This is a genomic window from Nocardioides euryhalodurans, assembly GCF_004564375.1.
GTDB lineage: Bacteria > Actinomycetota > Actinomycetes > Propionibacteriales > Nocardioidaceae > Nocardioides > Nocardioides euryhalodurans.
Map to the genome: position 1 here is coordinate 4,001,689 of NZ_CP038267.1, position 16,056 is coordinate 4,017,744.

Below are 16,056 nucleotides of genomic sequence, written 5' to 3' on the forward strand. Positions count from 1 at the left end.
CCTGTCTAGCGACCGTTTCGTGACGCACTATCCCCCCGGTGCCGGGGGACCCAGGAGCACCTGTGGATGAGGCGCACGAGCGAGACGGGTGCCGCGCCACCATGTCGCCATGGTTGCCTCGCGGTTCCGCCCGGGGTCGTTCCACCCGGACCGGCCGGGTCTCGTCGCGCCGGTCCGGGTCGACCCGGCGGGGTTGCGGGGGCCGACCCCCGGACAGGCACGCGGACCGGGATGGCGGCGTACGACGAGTGGCCTCTTCACCCCCGCGGACGTCGAGCAGACGGTCGAGCAGCGGATCGTCGAGGCAGCGTCGCTGATCTCGCGCGGCCGTGGCGCAGTCACCGGCTGGGCGGCCCTGCGCTGGCTGGGAGGGAGCTGGTTCGACGGGTCCACGGCGACCCACGCCGCCGGCTTGCCCGTCGACCTGGCGGTCTCCGCGAGGGTGCGTCCGCGGGATGGGGTGGTGGTGTGCCGGGAGCGTTCGGATCCGGCTGAGGTGATCATCGTGGACTCCCTGCCTGTCACCTTCCCCCTCCGGTCGGTGGCCTACGCCATGCGTTATGCACCGGATGTCCGCAGTGCCGCGAAGGTCTTCGCCATGGCGGCGTACGACGACCTCGTCAGTCGCGACGAGATGCGGCTCTACGTCGGCGAGGCCCCCCGAGCGGGCCTGTCGAGCTGGACCGGCGTGCCCTTGGCCCGCGAAGCCCTGCTCCACGCCGACGAGAACTGCTGGTCGCCCCAGGAGGTGCTCATGGAGCTCATCTGGATCCTGGACGCGGGACTGCCCACCCCGCTGATGAACCGCCCGGTCTTCGACCGCCTCGGTCGGCACATCGGCACCCCCGACCTGCTCGACCCGGAGTCCGGAACGATCTGCGAGTACGACGGCAGGCTCCACCTGGAGGGCAGCCGTCGGGCCGGTGACATCCGTCGTGAGGAGGCGTTCCGGGAGGTCGGGCTGGAGGCCCTCACCCTGGTTGCGGGAGACACTGCCGATCCGGACGGGACGGCCCGGCGCATGGTCGCCGCTCGCCGGCGGGCTCGCTGGCTGCCCGAGGGACAGCGGGCGTGGACGACCGAACCGCCGGACTGGTGGGTCCCGACCCTCACCGTGGAGCAGCGTCGGTCCCTGTCAGCCGGCCGACGAGCCAGGCTGCTCCGTCACCGTCGTGCGGCGTGAGGCCGGGTACGGAGATAGTGCGTCACAGATGGGTCGTGTTGTTGCCGCGATGGCGACCGATCCGTGACGGACTATCTCAGAGGTCCGCCCACCCCTTCGACCGCTCGACCGCCGCGAGCCACCGGGTGTGGGCGGCGTCGGCGGCGGACCGGTCGGACGCGGGCTCGAAGCGGCGGTCGAGCGACCAGGTGTCGCGCAGCTGGTCCGTGGAGGACCACACGCCGGTGCCGAGGCCGGCGAGGAACGCCGCGCCCAGCGCGGTGGTCTCGACGATCTCCGGCCGCTCCACGGGTACGCCGACCTGGTCGGCCTGCACCTGGCAGAGCAGGTCGTTGGCGGCCGCCCCGCCGTCGACCCTGAGCGGTCGCGGCTCGCCCTCGACGGGCATCGTCTCGAGCACGTCGCGGACCTCGAAGGCGATCGCCTCCAGGGTCGCCCGGACGACGTGGGCACGGGTCGTGCCGCGGGTCAGCCCGATCAGCAGGCCGCGAGCCTGCGGGTCCCAGTGGGGTGCCCCCAGCCCGGTGAGGGCCGGGACGAAGACGACGCCGTCGGTGTGGTCGACCGTCGCAGCGATCGCGGCAGTCTCGGCCGCGGACCCCACGATCTGCAGCCCGTCGCGCAGCCACTGCACGGCCGCCCCGGTCACGAAGATCGCACCTTCGAGCGCATAGGTCATCTCACCGTCGGGGGAGCGCCACGCGGCGGTCGAGAGCAGCCCGGCCTCCGAGCGCTGGACCGTGCTGCCGGTGTTGGTGAGGATGAACGACCCGGTGCCGTAGGTGCACTTGGAGTCGCCCTCGTCGAAGCAGGTCTGCCCGAAGAGAGCGGACTGCTGGTCGCCGGCGATCCCGGCGATCGGCAGCGACAGCCCGCAGAAGCTGGCGGCGTCGGTCGTCGCGATCTCGCCCCAGCTCGGCACGATCTCCGGCAGCGCGTCGGGGGGCACGCCGAAGATGCCGCACAGCTCCTCGGACCACGTCCCCTCCGCCAGGTCGAAGAGGAGGGTCCGGGAGGCGTTCGACACGTCGGTGACGTGGTGGACCCCGCGCGTCATCCGTGCGATGAGGTAGGAGTCGACCGTGCCGACGGCGTAGCGGCCGGACTCGACGTGGGCCCATGTGTGCGGCTCCTGCTCGGCGAGCCAGACCAGCTTGGTGCCCGAGAAGTACGGGTCGAGCCGCAGCCCGGTCAGCTCCGCCACGCGGTCCTCGTGGCCGGCCTCGCGCATCCGCGTGCAGATCTCGGCCGTACGCCGGTCCTGCCAGACGATCGCGCGGCGGGGCGAGCCGAGGGTCTCCCGGTCCCACAGGACGACCGTCTCGCGCTGGTTCGTGAGGCCCACCCCGGTCAGCTCGGCGGCGTCGACCTCGCGGAGCACCTGTCGGGTGGCCTCGATGGTCGCCTGCCAGATCTCCTCGGGGGCGTGCTCGACCCAGCCGGGTCGCGGGAAGTGCTGGCGGAACTCCTCGTACCCCTTGGCCACGATCGTGCCGACGTCGCTGACGACCACCGCGGTGACTCCGGTGGTGCCCGCGTCGATCGCGAGGATGCTCACGGGGCGGACACCCGGCCGGCCGCCGTCGTCCGGACCACGTCGAGCACCTTCTCGTCGATCCAGGTCAGGTCCGGCGCCACCCGCATCTCGTAGTTCTCGGTCCCGACCCAGGCGTGGAAGTCGTGCTGGCCCTGCGCCCGGGCGAAGCGGGCGAGCTCCTCGGCCAGCTCGGCCGTCACGGGCACCTTCTCCTCCTCGGTGGAGGCGGTGAGGTAGAGGTCGCTGAGGTCGAGCAGCCTGGCGAGCTCGGTCACCGGGTCGTCGTGGTCGTCGACCCGGAGGTCGACCGCGATGTCGTCGCGGCCGCCGTACCCGGCACCCTCGCGGACCACGAGGAGGGCGGCCGACTGCCGCCCACGGCGGTCGCCTCCCGCGTCGTCGCCGGCCGTGAGGGCGGCCAGCAACCGGCGACCCAGGGGCGCGTCGTCGTCGGAGGTGTCCCAAGCGGCCTGCATCGCGATCACGACGTCCTCGCCGGCCAGCACGTTGCCCTGGATGGCGTAGCCGTCGCCGGTGACGCCGCCGGCCCACGGCAGGCACGCCGAACCCGTGTGGGAGACCGCCTCGCCGTCGACGTCGACGAGGCCGACCTGGCGGTGGTCGCGTCCCGCGTCCTCCTCCAGCAGGCGCTGGACGGCGACGCCGGCGGTGGCGCCCTCGTCGAGGTGGGCAAGGGCGATGCCCTTCCACGCGACGTTGGCGTCGGCCTGCGTCGCGATGGCACCGACCTGGGCGACGGCGGCGGGCACCGCCGACCCGACGGCGAGGAACTTCGATGCGACGGCGACTCCCCAGGACTCTCCGTCGGCGGACCGGGCCACGATCGAGAAGGTCATGCCCGGACCCTAGTAGGGACACCGACCGACTGTCGGTCCCCTCTGGTCGGCGCCGGACAACCTCGCTAGAGTCGAGCCGCCCACTTGAACGATCCAAACAACGAGGAGAGTCGATGCGCGTCGGAGTGCTCACCGGAGGCGGGGACTGTCCCGGGCTCAACGCGGTGATCCGGGCCGTGGTCCGCAAGGGCGTCAAGGTGCACGGGTTCGACTTCGTGGGCTACCGCGACGGGTGGAAGGGGCCGCTCGAGGGCCTCACCATGGAGCTCGGCGTCCAGCAGTGCCGCGGCATCCTGCCCCGTGGCGGCACCATCCTGGGGTCCTCCCGCACCAACCCGTTCAAGATCGACGGCGGCGTGGAGAAGATCAAGGAGAACCTCGCCCGCGACGGCGTCGACGCCCTCGTCGCCATCGGTGGCGAGGACACCCTCGGCGTGGCGACGAAGCTCGCCGAGCTCGGTGTCGACGTGGTCGGCGTCCCCAAGACCATCGACAACGACCTGTCGGGCACCGACTTCACCTTCGGCTTCGACACCGCGGTCAACATCGCCACCGAGGCCATCGACCGGCTCCACACCACCGCCGAGTCCCACCACCGGGCGCTCGTCGTCGAGGTGATGGGGCGGCACGCCGGCTGGATCGCGCTGCACGCCGGCATCGCGGGCGGCGCCAACATCGTGCTGATCCCCGAGCAGCCCTTCGACATCGAGGAGGTCTGCCGACTGGTCGAGTCCCGCTTCGAGTCGCGCTACTCCCCGATCCTGGTCGTCTCCGAGGGCGCCGTGCCCAAGGAGGGAGGCGACATGACGCTCGTCTCGGGCGAGAAGGACGCCTTCGGGCACGTACGCCTCGGCGGCATCGGCGACCGGATCGCCAAGGAGATCGAGGACCGGACCGGCGCGGAGGCCCGCGCGGTCGTCCTCGGCCACATCCAGCGCGGCGGCACCCCGACGGCGTTCGACCGGTGGCTGGCCAGCCGCTTCGGGATCCACGCGATCGACGCGGTCGCCGACGGCGAGTTCGGCACCATGATGGCGCTGCGCGGGACCGACATCGTCCGGCTGCCGCTCATCGAGGGCACCGGCGAGCTCAAGCTCGTCAGCCCTGCCGAGTACGCCGAGGCGGAGGTCTTCTTCGGCTGAGGCCGTTCGCGTGTCGACGCGCGACGCGGCCGTGGTGCTTCCCCTCGTACGCCCGGTGGGCCACGATGAGCGGACCTGCCACTCTCGGAAGGGAATGCCATGTCCAGCACACCGCACGTCGAGGCGGAGCAGGACCAGGAGGGATCGCTCCTCCGGGTCATGGGCCCCAAGCTGCTGCTGCTCTTCATCGTCGGCGACATCCTGGGCGCCGGGATCTACGCGGTCACCGGTGCGATCGCCGCCGAGGTCGGGGGAGTCGCCTGGCTGCCCTTCCTCATCGCGTTCTCCGTCGCGACGATCACCGCCTTCGCCTACCTCGAGCTGGTGACCAAGTATCCGCAGGCGGCGGGCGCGGCCCTCTACGCCCACAAGGCGTTCGGCATCCACTTCGTGACCTTCCTGGTGGCGTTCACGGTCGTGTGCTCCGGCATCACCAGCGCGTCGACCTCGTCCAACCTGCTGGCGGCCAACCTGCTCACGGGTCTCGGCGTCGAGGGCGGTGACCCGGGGACCACCGCGATCCTGCTGACCGCGCTCGCCTTCATGGTGCTGCTCGCCGTCATCAACCTGCGCGGGGTCGGGGAGAGCGTGAAGTTCAACGTCGTCCTGACGCTCGTGGAGCTGCTCGCGCTCGCGATCGTGATCCTGATCGGCTTCTACGCGATGGCCACCGAGGGTGCGGACCTCGGCCAGATCGTCGTGTTCGAGACGTCCTCGGACCGCAGCATGTTCGCCGCGACGACGATCGCGACGGCGATCGCCTTCTTCGCGATGGTGGGCTTCGAGGACTCCGTCAACATGGTCGAGGAGGTCAAGGAGCCCGAGAAGATCTTCCCCCGCATCATGCTGACCGGCCTCGGCATCGCGGTCGTGATCTACATGCTGGTGGCGGTCTCGGTCGTGCTGGTCCTGCCCCTGGGCGAGATCCAGTCCTTCGACGGCGAGACCGGGATCCTGCTCGAGGTCGTCAAGGCCGGTGTCCCCGACTTCCCGGTCGGTGACATCTTCCCGTTCCTCACCGTCTTCGCCGTGGCCAACACGGCCCTGATCAACATGCTCATGGCGAGCCGGCTGATCTACGGCATGGCCAACCAGGACGTGCTGCCCCGGTCGCTCGGCAAGGTCCTGCCCGGTCGTCGTACGCCGTGGACCGCGATCGGCTTCACCACCCTGCTGGCCCTCGGCCTCATCACGTTCGTCACCCTGGACGCCGAGAGCTCGGTCGTCGCCGCACTGAGCGGGACCACCGCGTTGCTGCTGCTGATCGTGTTCTCGGTCGTCAACGTGGCGTGCCTGGTGCTCCGGCGCGACACCTCGACGCCCACACGCTTCCGTGCCCCGACGGCACTCCCGGTGATCGGCGCCGTGGCCTGCTTGTTCCTGGCCGGCCCCTGGGCCCGTGACCCCGAGGCCTGGATCCAGTACCGGATCGCCGCGATCCTGCTGGCCATCGGCGTCGCCCTGTGGCTGCTGACGTGGTTCACCAACCGCGGGGTGCGGGCCAAGCGCACGGGCTTCCGCGACATCGAGCACATGGAGGACGAGGTCCGCTGAGTCGTCCGTGCGTCGAGGAGGGCCCCCGACGCACTGGCGCCGGGGGCCCTCCTCGCCCGAGGTCGTGCGGGAGCCGGGCTCCCGGGGATCTCAACGAACGTCGCCGATCCGGGTCACGGGGCCGCCCGCGCGTACGCTGGTCCGGTGAGTGCCGTTCCCGATCTCGCGACCCTGCACGCGATGGGCCCCGCCCAGCAGCCGTCGTACCCCGACCAGGTGGCCGTCGAGGCCGCTGTCGCCCGCCTGCGCACCCAGCCGCCGCTGGTCTTCGCCGGGGAGTGCGACGAGCTCAAGGCCAAGATCGGCGCGGTCGCCCGCGGCGAGGCCTTCCTGCTCCAGGGCGGTGACTGCGCCGAGACCTTCGCCGGCGTCACGGCCGACAACGTCCGGAACAAGCTGCGGGTCATCCTGCAGATGGCGGTGGTCCTGACGTACGCCGCCTCGGTGCCGGTCGTGAAGCTGGGCCGGCTCGCCGGCCAGTACGCCAAGCCCCGCTCCTCGGACTTCGAGACGCGGGACGGGATCACGCTGCCCGCCTACCGCGGCGACGCCGTCAACGGCTACGAGTTCTCCGAGGACTCGCGGCGCCACGACCCGCAGCGGCTCGTCGACGTCTACAACGCCTCCGCGGCGACCCTGAACCTGGTGCGGGCCTTCGTCACCGGCGGCTACGCCGACCTGCGCCAGGTGCACGCCTGGAACACCGACTTCGTGCGCGAGTCGACCGCCGGCCAGCGCTACGAGGAGATGGCCAACGACATCGCCCGGGCGTTGACCTTCATGAAGGCGATCGGTGCCGACCCCGACGAGTTCCACCGGGTCGACTTCCACTCCAGCCACGAGGCGCTGGTCCTCGAGTACGAGCACGCGATGACGCGCATCGACTCGCGCACCCAGCTCCCGTACGACGTGTCGGGGCACTTCGTCTGGATCGGCGAGCGCACCCGCCAGCTCGACGGCGCCCACGTCGAGATGCTGCGCCACATCCAGAACCCGATCGGCGTCAAGCTCGGCCCGACCACCAGTGCCGACGACGCGCTGGCCCTCGCCGGCCGCCTCAATCCCGACAACGAGCCCGGCCGGCTGACCTTCATCACCCGGTTCGGCGCCGCCAGGATCCGCGACGGGCTCCCGCAGCTGATCGAGAAGGTCACCGCCGCCGGGGTCGAGGTCGCGTGGGTGTGCGACCCGATGCACGGCAACACCTTCGAGGCGTCCTCGGGCTACAAGACCCGCCGCTTCGACGACGTCATCGACGAGGTGCAGGGCTTCTTCGACGTGCACCGCTCGCTCGGCACCTGGCCCGGCGGCATCCACGTGGAGCTGACCGGCGACGACGTGACCGAGTGCGTCGGCGGCGGCGAGCTGCTCGACGAGGCCGGCCTGGCCGACCGCTACGAGTCGGTCTGCGACCCGCGCCTCAACCGGGTCCAGTCCCTGGAGCTGGCCTTCCTCGTCGCCAAGATGCTGCGCCAGGCCTGAGGCCCGCGTCGCGGCACCCGACGGGCCGGTGGGTAGGTTCGGTCGCGTGATCGACCTGCGCTCCGACACCGTCACCCGCCCCACCGCCGCGATGCGGCGCGCCATGGCCGAGGCCGAGGTGGGCGACGACGTCTACGGCGAGGACCCGACGGTCCTGGGCCTGGAGGAACGCGTCGCCGGGCTCTTCGGCCACGAGGCGGCGCTCTTCACCCCGACCGGGTCGATGGCCAACGTGCTCGCCGTCCGCAGCGTCGTGGCTCCGGGCGAGGAGGTGCTCTGCGAGGAGCGCGCCCACATCGCGCGGGCCGAGCTCGGCGCCCACGGGGCCCACAGCGGCATCACCATGCGGACCTGGCACGCCCCCGACGGACGCGTCCCCGTGGCGCGGGTGCAGGACATGTTCGCGCCCGACCTGGGCCCCTACTTCGTGCCGACTGCCGCCGTCGCGGTCGAGAACACCCACAACTTCGCCGGCGGCGCGGTCGTGCCGCTGGAGCAGCTGCAGGCCCTCCGGACCTGGGCCGACGAGGTCGGCACCTCGGTCCACGTGGACGGGGCGCGGATCTGGAACGCGCACGTCGCCACCGGCGTACCGCTCACGACGTACGGCGGGCTCGCCGACGTGCTGGCGGTCTGCCTGTCGAAGGGGCTCGGTGCGCCGATCGGGTCGCTCATGGTCGGGTCGGCGGAGGCGGTCGCCGAGGCCCGGGTGCGGCGCAAGCGGATGGGCGGCGGGATGCGGCAGGTCGGCGTGCTGGCCGCGGCCGGGCTGCACGCGCTCGACCACCACCTCGACCGGCTGGCCGAGGACCACGAGCACGCCCGGATGCTGGCCGAGGCGTGCGGGGTCGATCCGGCGGGCGTCGAGACCAACATCGTGGTCGTGCCGCACGACGACGCGGCGGGCTTCGTGGCCCGGGCGGCCGAGGCCGGCGTACGGATCGGCGCGGTGGGGCCGCGGACGGTCCGGCTGGTGACCCACCTCGACGTGGACCGCGCGGCCGTGGAGAAGGCGGCGGGAGTGCTCGCCGGCCTCTGAGGCGGTTCAGGCGGGGGAGCCGAGCAGGCGTACGTCGGAGATCGCGGTGTAGTCGCGCGAGGCCCGTCCCGGACCGGGAGGGCTGACCTCGACCAGCCGGAGCGTCACCACCTCGGTGACGACGTCGTCGAGCGGGACGACCTGCATGTCGAGCGTCTGCGCCAGGTCCTGGCCCACGACCGTCCCGTCGTCGAAGGACCACTCGACCTCGAGCACCCGGCGGTTGCCGGCGTACCAGTCGAGCGCGCCCTGGGCGTCCTGCGCGGTCTTGGCGTAGCCGTTGACCAGGCCCACCTCGCTCAGCTCGGTCGGTCCGTCGAAGGTGAACGTGATCGTCTCGCCGGTGCCGTCCTCCGGCATCCGCCAGCAGGTCTCGGGGACCCCGTCGACCAGGTTGCTCGCCTCGCAGCGGACCTGGTTGCCGCTCACGTCACGGTTGGGCGGGGCCGGCGCGGGCGCGACGACGGTCGTGAAGCGCGCCAGGTCGGTCGGGTCCACCTGCGGCTCGGGGCTCATCGTCGTGCGCCCCTCGGGGGTGCGGTCGTCGCGGCTCGGCTGCTCGGCCACCGGCTCCTCGCGGCGCGGCTGCTCCCGTGAGGTGTCGCGCGCGGTGGGGTCGTCGTCACCGCCGAGCAGCAGCCACAGACCCAGCGCCGCCAGCAGCAGCATCACGGCCAGCCCGGCGACCCACGGCACCCAGCCCGCCGTACGCCGGGTCTCGTCGACGTGCCGGTGGCCGGTCGGGGCGGGGCGTGCGGGGGTGTCCGGCTCCTCGGACGGCAGCGCCTCGACCCGGGGCCGCTCGGCGGTGTCGGTGCGCCACGAGCGGGAGGCGGGACCGGCGGGGACCGGGGCGTCGACGGGGTGGCCGCAGTTGGTGCAGAAGCGACCGACCCCCAGCGTGTGCCCGCACTGGCGACACGTGTCCACGGCCCTCACCCCCTCGTCGGCGGCCCACGATAGAGGGTGCTGGGGCATTTCCCACGAGATGTTGCTGCGTGCGCGGCTCTCATGGTCGGTCAGCCACGGGACGTGAGCATCCACCCGCAGCTCTTGGGAGATGCACGCCCGGTGGCCCATCGCCAGCGCCCCGCGAGCGCGCCGACTCCGTGTCACGGCCACGCAGGAGCGGTCGGGGAGGGCTAGTCCTGCGTGACCGGAGGCGGGAGATCGCCGATGGCTGCCAGCAGACGGCTGTAGGCACGCAGGGCGTCCTCGGCGATCGCGCGGACCAGGCGATGGACACCGGCCACCATCTCGGCGCGAGCGGCGGTCATCGAGGCCGCGGCATGGGAGGCCAGGTGGTCGGTGAAGGCGTGCTGGAGCGAGGACCCGTGGAGACCCGGCGGCCCGTTCGCCGCTTCGTGGGCCCCCGGGACATCCGCTCGGCCCCACGCGGCGAGGCAGGCGGAGACGGTCTCGAGCTGGCCGGTCTGCACGGTCAGCGCGTCACGCGCCAACGCCCGGAGGGCATGACAGTCGGCCCCGGCCGAGACGGCGTGGGTCACCGGCATCACCCGTCGCAGGCCGGCGCGGGCCTCCACCAGGTAGCGGACGTCGGCGTCGTTGCCCACCGATCCGGGGGCGTGATCGGCTGGCGCGGAGCTCGACACGGTCATCGCTGCCCTCCCTGCCCGTCGACGAGCCCGGCTGCCGGCCGTTCGTGCGGCGGGCTCACCGGCGGGAGCCGGACCAGGGTCTCGAGCTCCTGGATGACCGCCCAGGGGGTGAGGGCGCGGGGGGCCCGGAGGACGGCGAGCAGGTCGTCGACGGAGGCGGCGACGGTGAAGTCGGCACCTGCTCGGCTCCGTGTCGCGCCCGGGACCGCGCCCATCAGGTGTGCCGCGAGGATCCCTTGGGCGAGGGCCTCGGCGTCGTCGGGAGCCACCAGGGTGAGCGCACCGCAGTCGGTCTCCGGCAGGCCGCCGTCGTCCGAGGCCACCACCCGGCACCCGGCGTGCTGGGCCTCGATCGAGACGATGCCGAAGGTCTCGTGCCAGTACTGGCTGTTCGACGGCATCACGACGACGTCGTGCTCGGCCATGAGCGCGGACATCCCGGCCGGCGTGCGTCGAGCAGGGACCACCTCGATGCCGGGGTGCGTACGGAGCATCCGCTCGATGATGGCGCCCTGCGGCTTGTCCGACCCCGCCGTGGTCACGGTGAACGAGACGGAGTGGTCCCCGGCTTCGAACAGGTCGCTGTGCAGCATCGACAGCAGGGTGTAGATGCCCTTCTCCGGGGTGAGCCTGCCGGCGTAGAGCACGCGCGTGTGCCCGGCTCGGCTCTCGGGGCGTGGCTGGTCCGCGAAGACGGGCTCGGCGAACGGGTGCACGACGTGGACGGTCTCGAGGCTGACGTCGAGGAAGTCGGCCCACAGCGCTGCCGCGAACCGGCTCGTCGCGATGAGCGTACGGTCGCGCGTCCCGGCGGCCACGGTCCGTTGCACCTCTGGTCGCAGTGGCGGGGGCACGTGCAGGATCTGGTACGCCGGGTGCCTGGTCGCCACCGGTGGCGCTTCGCTCACGAAGACGAGCGTGTCGTCGAGCCGGCCGAGGTCGTCGAGCGTGGCGACCGCGTGGAAGGGGACGTCGTCGAACTCCTCGCGCCCGTCGGCCGTCCCGAGACCGACCGTCACGACCCGGGCCTCGACCCCGCGGCGGTTGAGCTCGCGGACCTGGCCGATCGTGTAGTTCTCGGACCCGCCGGTGCCGGCAGGCAGGCGTTCACGCGGCGACCAGACGAAAGAGATCACCAGGAACCCGGGGCAGGTGGCTGGTCCGAGTGCTGGAGGGGGTGTGCCGTGCTGAGTCGCGAGGTCATCTCGCTACCGCCTGACGTTGCTGCCGTCGCCGGTGCCGAAGCGTCGTGGGAGCCAGGGCGCGAAACCTGCGACTTGCAGTTCCGTTCCAGAGTAGCCGAGGCGCCTCACGCCCCGGTCTTCCCGGCCCGGTGCTGTGCTCAGACCAGCCGCAACGTGATCGTGCTGCCGCGCGGCACCATCGTCCCCGAGCCCGGGTCGACGGAGAAGACGTACTCGAGGCCGATGTAGCCGCTGCCGTCGCGGATCACCTCGACCTCGAAGCCGAGCGCCTCGAGCCGTTCGGTGGCCGAGTCGACACCGCTGGCGACCAGGCCGCCGGGCACCTCCACGAGCTCGGGCCCCTGCGAGACCGTGATGGTCACGGTCTGCCCGCGGAAGAGGGTGCCGCTGGCCGGGGACTGGCTGATGACATCGCCCTCGGGGACGGTGTCGGAGTACTCCGAGGAGGCGCGCTCGACCACCAGGCCCTTGTCCTCGAGCGCCTGCTCGGCCCGGTCGGCGTCCTCGCCGGTCCAGTCCTTGACGGTGATCGGCCGCGGTCCCTTGCTGACGACGAGGTCGACGACGGTGCCGGGACGCAGCGTGGTGCCGGGCGCGGGGTCGCTGCCGAGCACCACGCCCTCCTCGACGTCCTCGGACCAGCGACCGACCGACTCGCCGTAGGCGAGGTTGGCCTCGGCCAGCCGGTCACGGGCGGCCTCCTCGGTGACGCCGCGGACCTTCGGGACGTCGTAGCGCTCCTTGCCCAGCGACAGCACCACGGTGACGCTGCCGCCGTCGAGCACGCGGTCGCCGGCGGCGGGGTCGGTGGAGAGGACCCGGCCCGCGGGGACGGTCTCCGAGTACGCCGGCTGGCCGGTCTCGGCGGTGAGGCCGGCCGCCTCGAGCCGCTCGACCGCCGCGTCCTCGCGCATCCCCAGCACGCTGGGCGGCTGGGTCCAGCGCGCCCAGCCGAACCACCACGCACCGACGGCGACCCCGACGGCAAGCAGCAGCGCGAGCAGCAGGAGCAGTGGTCCGCGGCGCGACCGGCGGGGCACGGTCGGGGCGGCAGCAGGGGGACCGGTGGGCGGGGAGGGACGCTCGGCCCGCTCGAGGGCGGTGGTGTGCTCGCGGACCGCCTCCTCGGGGGCGAGCAGCGTCGCGAACTCGTCGGAGTCGAACGGCTCGGGGTGGGTGTCCTCGCTGACCGGCCGGGTCGCGGGCATCAGGTCCGCGACCAGCTCGTCGTCCTCGGCCACGTCGTCGGCGAGGGCCTGGGCGACCCGGTGGACCTGGTGGAGCAGCACCCCCGCGTCGGCGGGACGCTGGCCGCGGTCCCGGGCGGTGGCCCGGGCGACCAGCGCGTCGACGTACTTCGGGATCCCGGGCACCACGGCCGACGGGGCGGGGACGTCCTCGTGGACGTGCTTGTAGGCGACCTGGATGGGCGACTCGCCCTCGTGCGGCTTGCGGCCGGTGAGCAGCTCGTAGAGGACGACGCCGACGGCGTAGACGTCGGCCCGGGCGTCCGACCGGCCGTCGACGACCAGCTCGGGGGCGAGGTAGGAGACGGTGCCGATGAGCACGCCACCGGTCGCGGTGTGCTGGGTGTCGGCGCTGACCGCCTTGGCGAGGCCGAAGTCGGCGACCTTGACCCCGCCGCCGGACTGCTCGTCGGCGATCAGGACGTTCTCGGGCTTGATGTCGCGGTGGATCAGGCCCGCGCGGTGGGCATGGGCGAGCGCGGAGAGGACGGGGTCGACCAGCGCCAGCGCGCGCGCCGGCGGCATCGGCGACTCCTTGCGGATCACGTCACGCAGCGTGTGGCCGGCGACGAGCTCCATCACCAGGAAGACCGTGCCGGCGTCGTCGCCCTGGTCGTGGACCGCGACGACGTGGGGGTGGCTGAGGCCGGCGGCCGCTCGCGCCTCGCGGACGAAGCGGGCGGCGAACTCGTCGTCGTCGCCGAGCCCGGGGTGCATGATCTTGACCGCGACGGTCCGGTCGAGCCGGATGTCGGTGGCCTCGTAGACACTGGCCATGCCGCCGCGGGCGATGCGGGGTCCGATGCGGTAGCGGCCGTCGAGAAGCCGTCCGGTCAGGGGGTCGCCGAACGTCGCATCCTCGCTGACGCGGGCGCGCTGATCGGACTGCACGACGAGCCTCCTGCTCCGGACGGGGAAGGATCCGGGGCTCCATCGTACGGAGCCACCGCGTCCTCACCGACGTTGGCGGCTCCCCGGCGTGGCGGGAGTCACGCGCGGCCGGGGCTCAGGCGGGCGGCTTCCCCTGCTCGAGACGCCGCTTGATGGCGAGCACGTTGTCGACGTAGGGCCGGGACTCGTCGTAGAGCCCGTGCTCCTGCACCGCCCCGAGCCCCTGGTAGTACGCCGCGACCTGGCGACGGCGGTTGCGCGTGTTGTCGGCCAGCACCCCCAGCAACGTCACGCCGGTCACGGCGTTGCCGTGCAGCCGTCGCGGCCGGAGGTCGTGGTCGACGTACCACTCCATCCAGCGTGCGGTCGACGGCAGCACCTGCATCGCGCCGATCGCGCCGGCGCTGGAGACGTGCTGCATCTGCCAGCCCGACTCCTGCCAGGAGACGGCCAGCGCGAGCTGCGGGTCCACCCCGCGCCGGCGGGCGACGGTGGCCACCTTCGACCTCACCCGCTCCCGGGAGGGCGTGGTCGCGGGCTGGTCGCGGGACTCCGCGGACGTCCGGCCACCGGCCGTACCACCGCGGTTGCCGTCGCCGTTCCCGTCGCGGACGGCGGAGCGCACCACCGGGATCTCGATCCGCTGCCCCGCCTGCAGCGAGGCCGAGGAGCCGAGGTGGTTGTGGGAGACGAGCTCGGCCGTCCAGGCGTGGAAGCGGACCGCCAGGCCGGTCGCGGTGTCACCGGGCTGCACCGTGTAGTGCTTCACCGAGCGACCCGGCGGGAGCGTGCCGTGGTCGGCGTGGGCCGGGGTGGCGACGACGCCGGTCGAGATCACGGCGGCGGCCAGGACTGCGGTCGCGGGGATGCGCATGAAGAGCTCCTCGTCCGCTCCGCGACACCCGGGCGACCTGCCGCCGCGAGGGGGAAGCGCCGCGAAGCACGAAGATTCGACCGTAACGACGCCGGATCCCGGAGCGGGGGACCGCGCCGGTCGCGGGCGTGTTGCGCGGGTTGGCCCGGCACGCCCCTCCCCGCCTACGCTGGTGGTGTGAGTGACGCATCGACGCCCCTGGCCGAGGCCGACCTCGCGGCCCTCGTCCCCGACTGGCTGGACTGGTCGCAGGCGGCCGACGAGCTCGGCGTGACCCCGGCGAAGGTCCGGACCATGGTCCGCGACCACCAGCTGGCCCAGGCCGTTCCGGTCGCCGGCGGCGGTCCGCGGGTCCCGGCCGACTTCCTCCAGGACGGCCTCGTGGTCAAGGGCCTGCCGGGGCTGCTGACGCTGCTCCACGACGCCGGCTTCGACGACCGCGAGTCCATCGCGTGGATCTTCACCGACGCCGACCTGCCCGGCCGCCCGATCGACGCGCTGCGCGAGAACCGCGGCTCCGAGGTCAAGCGCCGCGCCCAGGCGATGGCTCTCTGACGGTCCCGCGATGACCGGTCGGCGGAGCTGGCTCGGCCTGCTGGTCGCGCTGGTCGCCGCCGGGCTGCTCTGGTGGCAGGCCGGCAGCACGCCGCCCGGGGACGGGTCTGCCACCGACCCCGCCAGCGGGCTGCCGTGGGTCGCGGAGGCCTACCTCCCCGCCGAGGCCCGCGAGACCCTCGCCCTGGTCGACGCGGGCGGGCCGTACCCGTTCGAGCAGGACGACGGGACGTTCCTCAACCGCGAGGAGCTGCTCCCGGACCAGCCCGACGGCTACTACCGCGAGTACACCGTGGTGACCCCGGGCTCCGACGATCGTGGGGCCCGGAGGATCGTCACGGGCGCCGAGGGGGAGTACTACTGGACCGAGGACCACTACGCGTCGTTCGAGAGGATCGCGAGGTGAGGGAGACGTGAGCGGACTGGCAGCCCTGCTGGCCCGGCGGACGCCGCCGGGGATCTACTCCTGGCACGCCGGGTTCGACGTCGCCGACGTACGCCACACCGTCGAGCACGCCGGCTGGGCCTTCGCCCACGTCGACGGCCTGACGGGGCAGACGAAGGCCGACTTCCTGCGGCGGGTGGGGGAGGCGCTCGACTTCCCCGACTGGTACGGCCAGAACTTCGACGCGCTCGCTGACTGCCTCTCCGACGTCGACGGAGGTGAGGGGACGGTGCTGCTCTGGGACGGCTGGGGACCCTTCGCCCGCGAGGCCCCGCGGGCCTTCTCCGTGGCGCTGAGCGTGCTCGGCGGCCGGGTCAACGCCGACCGCGGGGCGCCGTTCGCGGTGCTGCTGCGCGGCGAGGGGCCGGCCGTCGCCGGCGTCGAGCCGCTCGACTGAGCGCAGGCTTCAGACCGTCCGATCGGTCG

General features: G+C 72.8%; 15 protein-coding genes. 8 read left to right on the forward strand and 7 right to left on the reverse strand.

Going from position 1 to position 16,056, the window contains the following annotated elements; genetic code table 11:
- The first annotated feature begins 109 nt into the window (after positions 1-109).
- Positions 110-1,183 (forward strand): hypothetical protein, encoded by a 1,074-nt coding sequence (locus tag EXE57_RS19445; protein WP_135080408.1) that lies wholly within the window; start codon positions 110-112, stop codon positions 1,181-1,183.
- Positions 1,184-1,259: 76 nt separating this feature from the next.
- Here the strand turns inward: EXE57_RS19445 and glpK are convergent, their stop codons facing one another.
- Both glpK and EXE57_RS19455 read right to left on the reverse strand, forming a co-directional pair.
- A complete protein-coding gene (glpK, locus tag EXE57_RS19450) occupies positions 1,260-2,741 on the reverse strand; it encodes a glycerol kinase GlpK (RefSeq protein ID WP_135080410.1) in 1,482 nt (493 codons plus the stop codon).
- On the reverse strand, positions 2,738-3,577 hold the full coding sequence (locus EXE57_RS19455) for a DUF1028 domain-containing protein (protein ID WP_135080412.1): 840 nt from the start codon (positions 3,575-3,577) through the stop codon (positions 2,738-2,740). Before EXE57_RS19455 ends, glpK begins: the two co-directional genes overlap by 4 nt.
- Positions 3,578-3,690: 113 nt before the next feature.
- On the opposite strand from EXE57_RS19455, the gene EXE57_RS19460 reads away from it, so the two are divergent.
- The 4 genes from EXE57_RS19460 (at position 3,691) to EXE57_RS19475 (ending at position 8,794) form a co-directional block, all read left to right on the forward strand.
- Positions 3,691-4,719: a 6-phosphofructokinase gene (locus EXE57_RS19460; protein ID WP_135080414.1), complete on the forward strand. Its 1,029-nt coding sequence runs from the start codon at positions 3,691-3,693 to the stop codon at positions 4,717-4,719.
- A 99-nt stretch (positions 4,720-4,818) separates the two neighbouring features.
- Complete coding sequence (locus tag EXE57_RS19465; protein WP_135080416.1) at positions 4,819-6,273, forward strand: APC family permease; 1,455 nt, start codon at positions 4,819-4,821, stop codon at positions 6,271-6,273.
- A gap of 180 nt (positions 6,274-6,453) precedes the next feature.
- On the forward strand, positions 6,454-7,755 hold the full coding sequence (locus EXE57_RS19470; RefSeq protein ID WP_135081166.1) for a class II 3-deoxy-7-phosphoheptulonate synthase: 1,302 nt from the start codon (positions 6,454-6,456) through the stop codon (positions 7,753-7,755).
- A 46-nt stretch (positions 7,756-7,801) separates the two neighbouring features.
- Positions 7,802-8,794: a threonine aldolase family protein gene (locus EXE57_RS19475; protein WP_135080418.1), complete on the forward strand. Its 993-nt coding sequence runs from the start codon at positions 7,802-7,804 to the stop codon at positions 8,792-8,794.
- 6 nt (positions 8,795-8,800) lie between these two features.
- On the opposite strand, the gene EXE57_RS19480 is transcribed toward EXE57_RS19475, so the two are convergent.
- The 5 genes from EXE57_RS19480 to EXE57_RS19500 all read right to left on the reverse strand — a co-directional run bounded on the left by EXE57_RS19480 (position 8,801) and on the right by EXE57_RS19500 (position 14,630).
- On the reverse strand, positions 8,801-9,724 hold the full coding sequence (locus EXE57_RS19480; RefSeq protein ID WP_135080420.1) for an NADase-type glycan-binding domain-containing protein: 924 nt from the start codon (positions 9,722-9,724) through the stop codon (positions 8,801-8,803).
- Positions 9,725-9,936: 212 nt separating this feature from the next.
- Positions 9,937-10,413, reverse strand: coding sequence for a hypothetical protein (locus tag EXE57_RS19485; protein WP_135080422.1), 477 nt, complete (start codon positions 10,411-10,413; stop codon positions 9,937-9,939).
- On the reverse strand, positions 10,410-11,549 hold the full coding sequence (locus EXE57_RS19490; RefSeq protein ID WP_135080424.1) for a glycosyltransferase family 4 protein: 1,140 nt from the start codon (positions 11,547-11,549) through the stop codon (positions 10,410-10,412). Before EXE57_RS19490 ends, EXE57_RS19485 begins: the two co-directional genes overlap by 4 nt.
- 206 nt (positions 11,550-11,755) lie before the next feature.
- The gene (gene pknB, locus EXE57_RS19495) at positions 11,756-13,756 is read right to left on the reverse strand and encodes a Stk1 family PASTA domain-containing Ser/Thr kinase (RefSeq protein ID WP_244246915.1); all 2,001 of its coding nucleotides are present in this window, start codon (positions 13,754-13,756) and stop codon (positions 11,756-11,758) included.
- A 115-nt stretch (positions 13,757-13,871) separates the two neighbouring features.
- Positions 13,872-14,630, reverse strand: coding sequence for a lytic transglycosylase (locus EXE57_RS19500; RefSeq protein ID WP_135080426.1), 759 nt, complete (start codon positions 14,628-14,630; stop codon positions 13,872-13,874).
- Positions 14,631-14,807: 177 nt separating this feature from the next.
- Between EXE57_RS19500 and EXE57_RS19505 the strand changes: the two genes are divergently transcribed.
- Genes EXE57_RS19505 through EXE57_RS19515 form a run of 3 tightly spaced genes read left to right on the forward strand, consistent with a single transcriptional unit; the run spans position 14,808 to position 16,027 of the window.
- Positions 14,808-15,185 (forward strand): Rv2175c family DNA-binding protein, encoded by a 378-nt coding sequence (locus EXE57_RS19505; RefSeq protein ID WP_244246916.1) that lies wholly within the window; start codon positions 14,808-14,810, stop codon positions 15,183-15,185.
- Positions 15,186-15,195: 10 nt separating this feature from the next.
- A complete protein-coding gene (locus EXE57_RS19510; protein WP_135080428.1) occupies positions 15,196-15,591 on the forward strand; it encodes a guanyl-specific ribonuclease in 396 nt (131 codons plus the stop codon).
- A 7-nt stretch (positions 15,592-15,598) separates the two neighbouring features.
- Positions 15,599-16,027: a barstar family protein gene (locus tag EXE57_RS19515; protein WP_167305983.1), complete on the forward strand. Its 429-nt coding sequence runs from the start codon at positions 15,599-15,601 to the stop codon at positions 16,025-16,027.
- Positions 16,028-16,056 lie beyond the last annotated feature (29 nt).